Annotated in this window: 4 protein-coding genes and 1 pseudogene; all 5 read right to left on the reverse strand. The window is 37.9% G+C overall.

Annotation, left to right across the window (positions count from 1 at the left end; all coding sequences use genetic code 11):
- Nucleotides 1-288: pseudogene (locus tag K6G87_RS11095) on the reverse strand (hypothetical protein); the annotation flags it as partial.
- Nucleotides 289-551: 263 nt separating this feature from the next.
- A complete protein-coding gene (locus K6G87_RS11100) occupies nucleotides 552-2,279 on the reverse strand; it encodes an adhesin (RefSeq protein WP_296837088.1) in 1,728 nt (575 codons plus the stop codon).
- Nucleotides 2,280-2,639: 360 nt separating this feature from the next.
- On the reverse strand, nucleotides 2,640-3,983 hold the full coding sequence (locus K6G87_RS11105) for a hypothetical protein (RefSeq protein WP_296837091.1): 1,344 nt from the start codon (nucleotides 3,981-3,983) through the stop codon (nucleotides 2,640-2,642).
- A 53-nt stretch (nucleotides 3,984-4,036) separates the two neighbouring features.
- Nucleotides 4,037-5,332, reverse strand: coding sequence for a glutamate-5-semialdehyde dehydrogenase (locus K6G87_RS11110; protein ID WP_296837094.1), 1,296 nt, complete (start codon nucleotides 5,330-5,332; stop codon nucleotides 4,037-4,039).
- 83 nt (nucleotides 5,333-5,415) lie between these two features.
- Nucleotides 5,416-6,927, reverse strand: coding sequence for an AAA family ATPase (locus tag K6G87_RS11115; RefSeq protein ID WP_296837097.1), 1,512 nt, complete (start codon nucleotides 6,925-6,927; stop codon nucleotides 5,416-5,418).
- Between the last annotated feature and the right edge of the window lie 432 nt (nucleotides 6,928-7,359).

The raw sequence follows: 7,359 nt of genomic DNA on the forward strand, positions 1-7,359 counted from the left end.
CGCATAACGGGCAGCATCAAAATTCTCTACAGTAAGGATAGACCTTCTGTCTACCATTGCAATTCGGCCCTCGCTATATCCGTTATTAACATAATGGGACCAAAGAAGATTTTTATCATAACCATAAGCCTGATAGAGATCAGGATACATATCTGCATAAGAATAATATCCAAAACCCTCCGGATTTTCGAAAAGAATATACTCACCTGCATATGACGTAATAGATACTAAACTACTGCAAAATAAAACTGCTGCCAGAGTCACTGCTACTTTTCTTAAAATCTTCATAAAACTTATCCACCTCATAAATCTTTATTTCACCACAAAATTGACACTACTCCATTATATCGGATTATTTTTTATTTTTCGAACATTTTTGCAATAATCTTATTGGTGCCTTTGTAGTATATCATAAAATGGATGTATTTCTATGTGCTGAAATCATATTACATGAATCCAAGAAGGCATTTTTCACCCAAAGTTTACACATTAGAAAAGCCCCACTTGGCATATAGCCAAAGCAGGGCTTAGTGTACCTCTGTGGAGTTTAATTATGAATTAGTTCCAAGATCTGTTGATGTGCCATAATACTCATCAAATGCAGTACGGTCGATGTAAGTTGTGGACTCTTCGTTTGCATCACTTGTTTCTACAGATGTTCCATAAGAACCTTCAACTGTAACTGTGATATCACTTGTACCTTCTACTACTGTCTCACCATTTGCAATGATAGTTACTGTATTACCCTTTTCATCAACAACCTGTCCGCCATCTTCTACGTTAAGAGCACTTATAGTGCAGCTTTCAGTTACTACCCATGTAGAATCTGAGCTTACATTTATTGTAATAGGTGCATCTGTAGCACTTGTATTAACAGCATTTTCTTCTATCTCAGCTGAACCTGTCCATGTTGAACCATTAAGAAGATAAAAATCTACTGAAGATATAGTATCTACTACAAGATCTCCTTCAAGAACCTGTTCTGATGCTGTGAATGTTACATCACCGCCATTAGAACCAGCTGTACCCCAGCTGTTAGCATCATTACCTTCTATTGTAAGAAGATCAGCTGCACTTGAATCATAGCTTATATCTGTATTCTCTACATAAATAGTAGCATCTGTATTAGTTACATAGAAGAATGATCCTTCTGCTATTGAACTTGTAAGAGATGAATCAACAGCCTGGAACAGAGCCGTATCACCTGTAGTTGTCTCGGCATCACCTGATGTTGACTGATATATGATAACTGCATTAGCAACAGGATCTGATGCTGTAGCCTTAGTAATAGTAGATGTTAAGTCTGAATTGTAGATAAGGATTGTGTTAAGTCCTTCCATACCTGCAATCTGGCTTCCCGAAGCTGTACCTATTACATTATCAACTTCTATATCTCCTGTAGAATAAAGAAGAGGTGATCCTGAACCAGCTGTTGAAAGTGTGGAGTTAGTAGCAGAAATAGATCCGCCGCCTCTGTCTGTTGCTATTGTAGCGCAGTGGTCTCCATTTGTAGTAATGTTCATGCTGTCTGCAACAATTGTTCCTGCATAAGTTGCATCAAGACCTCTTGAGTTATCTGATGTAGTTGTGATCGTATCGTTATAAGCATAGATTGTACCTGAATCTGTTGCGAACATTGCATTTGATCCTGTAGAATCTGCGCTAAGATCAGAATCTGAAATATATAATGTTGAACCTTCATTTACAGACAGGATGATTGAGTTTATACCATAGAAGTTACAATTATCTCCGTTGTCATCATCACCTGACTTTGTAAGAGTTCCGTTCTTGATAGTAAGTGTTCCTGCATTCATTGCTGTAGCAACATTAACATCAGCTGTTGTTGATTCTATCTCTTCGCTTTCTGAAGTAACCTCTGTTGCATCAGCTACAAGTGTACCGCTTATATCTCCTTCGTAGTCATAAGTCTGTGTATTGGCACCGCCGCCAAATCCACCGCCCTCTGGCATATCTCCTGAAGGAGCTTCTCCGTTTGGAGCTCCACCTTCAGGCATTTCTCCTTCAGGTGCGCCACCCTCTGGCATGTCACCTGTTGGTGCCTCTCCATCAGGTATTTCTCCGTTTTCTGCTACATCTATAGATTCACTATTACTGCCTTCTGCTCCATCTGTCTCAACAGTTACTTCCTCAGATGTATCTTCTGTCGCTTCTTCTGTTGTACTTTCTGCAGTTGATGTATCTGTGCTTGAGCATCCTGATACTACTGCTGAAAATGTAAGAACGATTCCTGTAAGAATTGCTGCTGTTTTTCTCTTCATTGTGATTATCCTTTCTAATCTTATAAACTACTAAACTGCCAATCGTATTTGATACATTATTATCGGCTTTAGCTTGCTTCTTTTGATAAAGCTAGGATAACCCCCAATACTAAATTGAACTTAAATTGATTCTAAATAAATTAATAAGTTGAAAAATTAAGTCTTGAATTATTCCTGTTACAGGAGGCAATTAAACTTTTTTGCTGTCTCTGATAACCATATTTCAAGGGATAGAAAATATTTACTACCAAAAAGAACTGCCCTGTATATTTTCCCTTACTACTAACATATAGTAATAAAAGAAAATATACAGGGCAGCTGATAATGTTTGCGTCTTGAAACTGATCAAGACTATAGCTGTTACAGATTCACGGAACAGTTGTCGGTGCTATAGCGTGAGCTGTTCACAGTAATTTGAAAAGATATAAGCATTTCAGATCCTGAAGTAAATTCTGCCTTTTCTAATTTCATTCTGCAAAACGTATCAGGATAAACAGTAGCATATGCTGACGTTGATACAAACTCTCCATCAACAGAAACTTTCTTACCGGAAACATCTATAATTTCATTCTTAAGGCTTCTAATTCCAAAACATGCATTAGAATCCGTTATACCTTCATATGTGATAACCACATTTTCATCCTGATACACAATATCATCAGATGCTTCATAAGTAGCATAGCTGTCATTGTCATAATCTTCTACTGTATCAAAAATCAAATAATCACTATCATAAAACGTATTATATGAACTATCATAGCAGTAGAATTTAATTCCAACTCTACCTATATCTGTAATATTATATTCTTCAAGATTTTCTGCGGTCAAAACCACCTCTTGTTGCTTTCCGCCCTCTAAATATAAACTACTGCTGCTAAAATCAAACCCATCATATTCATAATTAATTGCTCCATCGACCATATATCCGTTTATTGACAATTCCTGAAGCATTATACTGTTTTTTTCATCAGAATTATTAACTATGTTTAAGCTGATGCCTTCATTAGTTATAGCAGTTGCCGTTATCACGAAATTATCATCATCAACAAGAGTAACAGGAAGAGTACCAAGCATGGTTATTCCGAGATTCCTGCTGTCTTCAGGGATAGATTCATCATCTATCTTTAAAGTTGATATGACCATCTCAAGGCAGGAATGATCGCTTTCGTCATCCACATCCTGAGCATGCATAAAACTGGCTACTATAGTGCCATAATCTCCAACAGGTATAAAATATATAATTCCCTGATAGCTTATATCATCAATAGAATAGCTTCCTGTCACCTTAAAAGCAAGGCCATCGCCAAGCATTACAGCTACGCCCTGGCTTGAATTCGGATCTACATATCCACCATTTATAAGCGCATTCTCATAAAGAAGCGGATCTTCTCTTTCCTCACTGGTAAAAGATGTATTATTATCATACTCCAAAAGGAAGTAATCAGGACTTTGGGTATCAAGATACTTTAATGAAGCTCCATCATCAGCTTCCTCTTTGTCCCATTGTGTTGGAGCCCAGTATGAAATTCCCTTATAAAATTCTTCTTCCCAGTCATATTCGGAAGCACTGCTTCCTTCTAACATCAGACTCTCATCCTCATTTTCAGAATCAAAAGATCCTGAAGATGAAGAAACACTTTCGCTATCAGCAGCCTGCCCTTGTTCACCGCTTTTCCGGCAGCCGGATAGAAGTACCAAGAGCATTATTATCATTATGAAAAAAGAATTAACCCGTCTCTTATATTTCATATCTTAATTTAAAAATCTATATCCTTATGATGAAATGATTTACGACCAGAAGCATAATCACCTACAGTATGTCCATTTCCTATAAGCTTGTACTTATAAGTCACAAGTCCTTCAAGACCAACCGGTCCTCTTGCATGAAGCTTACCTGTACTGATTCCAACCTCTGCTCCAAATCCATATCTGTATCCATCTGCAAAGCGAGTAGAACAGTTACAATATACGCCTGCACTATCAACCATCTGCATAAAGTAATCAGAAACCTTGTCTTCTGTAGTAAAAATGCAGTCAGTATGATGAGATCCGAAGCGGTTTATATGATCTGCAGCTTCCTGTACATTATCTACTAATTTTATAGAAACTATAAGATCATTATACTCAGTAGCAAAGTCATCTTCGCCCATGATCTCAACATCTGCAATATTACTTAGTATATCACAGACTTCACCTGTTCCTCTTATCTTAACAGAATTATCTGTAAATGCCTTTGCGAGCTTTGGAAGGAATCCACCTGCTATCTTCCTGTTTACAAGAATAGTTTCTACTGCATTGCATGCTGCAGGATACTGTATCTTGGCATCTATGATAACAGGAATTGCAGCTTCAAGGTCAGCTTTGTCATCAACATAAATATGACAGATACCACTTGAATGGCCCATTACAGGTATCTTGGTATTGTCCATGATATGTCTTACGAATTTATTGGATCCTCTTGGGATCAGCAGATCCACATCCTGATCGCAGGCAAGAAGCTCATCTATCTCATTGTGGAGCTCGGCCTGGAGAAGGCATTCCTTGGGAAGTCCTGCTTCAATTACACTTTCTTTTATTATATTAAAAAGCACTTTGTTGGTCCTTGCTGTTTCCTTGCCACCTTTTAATATAGCGCAGTTACCGCTTTTAATACATAATGATGCGATCTGAACAAGGGCATCAGGACGGGCTTCAAAGATAACTCCTATAACGCCTATCGGCACACTTACTCTTGTAAGTACAAGTCCTTCATCCAGTTCTCTTTTTAAAAGAACCTTACCTGTTGGATCTGGAAGCTCTACAAGCTGTCTTATACCGGCAATTGCATCTGAAAGCTTCTGGTCATTAAACTTAAGCCTCTTTAATATAGACTGGGCAAGGCCTTCACTAGTTGCAGCCTCCATATCCTCGTTATTAGCTGCAAATATCTCTTCTTTATTTTTGGAAAGCGCATCTGCTATCATTAAAAGTGCTTTGTTACGATCATCTGCGCTCGTTGCAGCAAGCTTTGGTGCTGCAAGCTTCATATTGTGTGCTTCTATTTGTATATTCATAAATAAACTCCCTAAATTAGTGAATCATCTTATCTATTATATGTTTTGGGTACCTATACTAATACTATATTATTTATATTTTTTTATGAGTCCATAAGCTCCTTAGCAGTTTTGGCATCATACTTGACTGACTTTACACCGCTTGTCTCTATAAGATACAGAGCATGAGCTGCCATATGCTCTGCTGCCTGCTCCAAGTCTCTAACTCCTGATACATTCTTGTAATGATCTACAACAACATCTGCTGCCTCTTTGGATACAACGCACTCTTTCTGACTAAGTCCAAGTCTTCTGAGTACTCTTGGAAGAGAATATTTTAGGAAAATAGTCCTCTTTTCATCATGTGTATAATCAGGAAGCTCTATTACAGCAAATCTTGTAAGAAGAGGATCTGATATCCTGCTTCTGTCATTGGCAGTAGCTACTGGATATACACCTGTTGTAGGAATCATACATTCCATGTAATTATCTGTATAGCCAAGATTATCAAGAAGAGTCAGAAGCGCATCAGCAGGATTACCTGATGATGAATCATTATCCGCTTTATCAAGCTCATTGATTATAAATACAAGATTGGACTGACCCGCCCTTGAAAAAGCTTCCATTATAGATCCGGGCTTTGCATTAGCATATATTCTGGAACTTCCTGTAAGCTGCTCGGGGTCATGAACTGCGCTCATATCAAGTGCTGCCCAGGGAAGCTTTAAGATTCTTGCTATTGCATATGCAATCTGAGACTTACCCGTTCCTGCAGGTCCTATCAAAAGAATTCCATAAGCAGGAAGTTTGTGAGTCCTGTTGATCTGTATTATAGTCTCTATGATCCTTTGCTTGACATTCTCCATGCCATAAAGTTCTTCATCAAGGATACGTCTTGCTTCTACAGGATCGATCGATTCAAAATATGAATCTCTCCACTGAATATTCATCATGGTAGAAAGAGCCCTTTGAGCATGGCGCCTTTCTTCGCTTGAAACTTCTTCAGAATTGGCTACTGCAAGATTTCGTCTAGCCCAGCTTCTTATATTAGAAGGAAAAGTTTTGCCGGCACATTTCAAAAAGTCCGTTATAGACTGAAGTGATGTAAGCTTCATGCTGTCATCATCAGCCTCTTCCTCATTCTCGTTTCTTTCTGCTTCAAACTCCTCTTCTGATATATGACTGTCAAGAAGTCTTGATATCATATATTGAAGGAAGCCATCCTGAGCAGAAAGCTGTGAAGATATTCCTGACTCAACCTCTCTTATCTTATATATGGCAAATCCGCCTCTGACATTTTTGCCAGAGAGCCTTACGCTTATCCTGCCTGAGCCAAGCCACTTTACAAATTCAACGAATCTTGCATCTATCTTAACTATATCAGCCTTGGCATTTGGATCATCTGATGAAAAGCTGGTGCGCTTTGCAGGATCCATAAAGTGACCACTTATATGATGTTCAAATACACCGCCGGGATTGGTAAGAACCATTATTGGCTGCTTGGGGGTTGGGATCTTAACATCTGAATAAAAAACCTTATAGGTCACAGGATTTACATCTTTAGTTTCCTTACTGTTATCTTCATCTGCACTGAAATCAAAAACCTTTCTTGCCATATGTTCCTCCTGTTCCCTTCTAGTGGTTTTAACGATTTAAAACTATTATCAACATTATAACTTATCTTAAGGCAATTCATCTCTTTTTTTAATTCAAACTTCGCACATTATAAACATGCTGCTTTACTTACAATTTGACTATCTTAGGCAGTTAATAAGGAATTTCCTTCTTTTTACAAAAACATCCCGATAATGCTGTTAAATAGTGTACAATTACTGTAATATGGTCATTGCCTTAAAGATGCGTAAATACATAATACTACAAAAATGAAAATTTATACATATTTTTTGCATATTATGACGTAAGGGTCAAAAGTCATTTCGATTCGAGCTTGCTCGAAATCGAATATGAATTTATGACCCGCCAAACATGAGCAAAGTAGCACGTAGTGCGGATTTGTGAATGTTTGAGGATTGTGGGAGTTTCGTAGA

The sequence above is a fragment of the Butyrivibrio sp. genome, assembly GCF_024699075.1.

Excerpts from the sequence above, each read along its gene's own strand:
- K6G87_RS11100 (WP_296837088.1), bottom strand. The coding sequence starts at position 2,279 with ATGAAGAGAAAAACAGCAGCAATTCTTACAGGAATCGTTCTTACATTT.
- K6G87_RS11105 (WP_296837091.1), bottom strand. The coding sequence starts at position 3,983 with ATGCTCTTGGTACTTCTATCCGGCTGCCGGAAAAGCGGTGAACAAGGG.
- K6G87_RS11110 (WP_296837094.1), bottom strand. The coding sequence starts at position 5,332 with ATGAATATACAAATAGAAGCACACAATATGAAGCTTGCAGCACCAAAG.
- K6G87_RS11115 (WP_296837097.1), bottom strand. The coding sequence starts at position 6,927 with ATGGCAAGAAAGGTTTTTGATTTCAGTGCAGATGAAGATAACAGTAAG.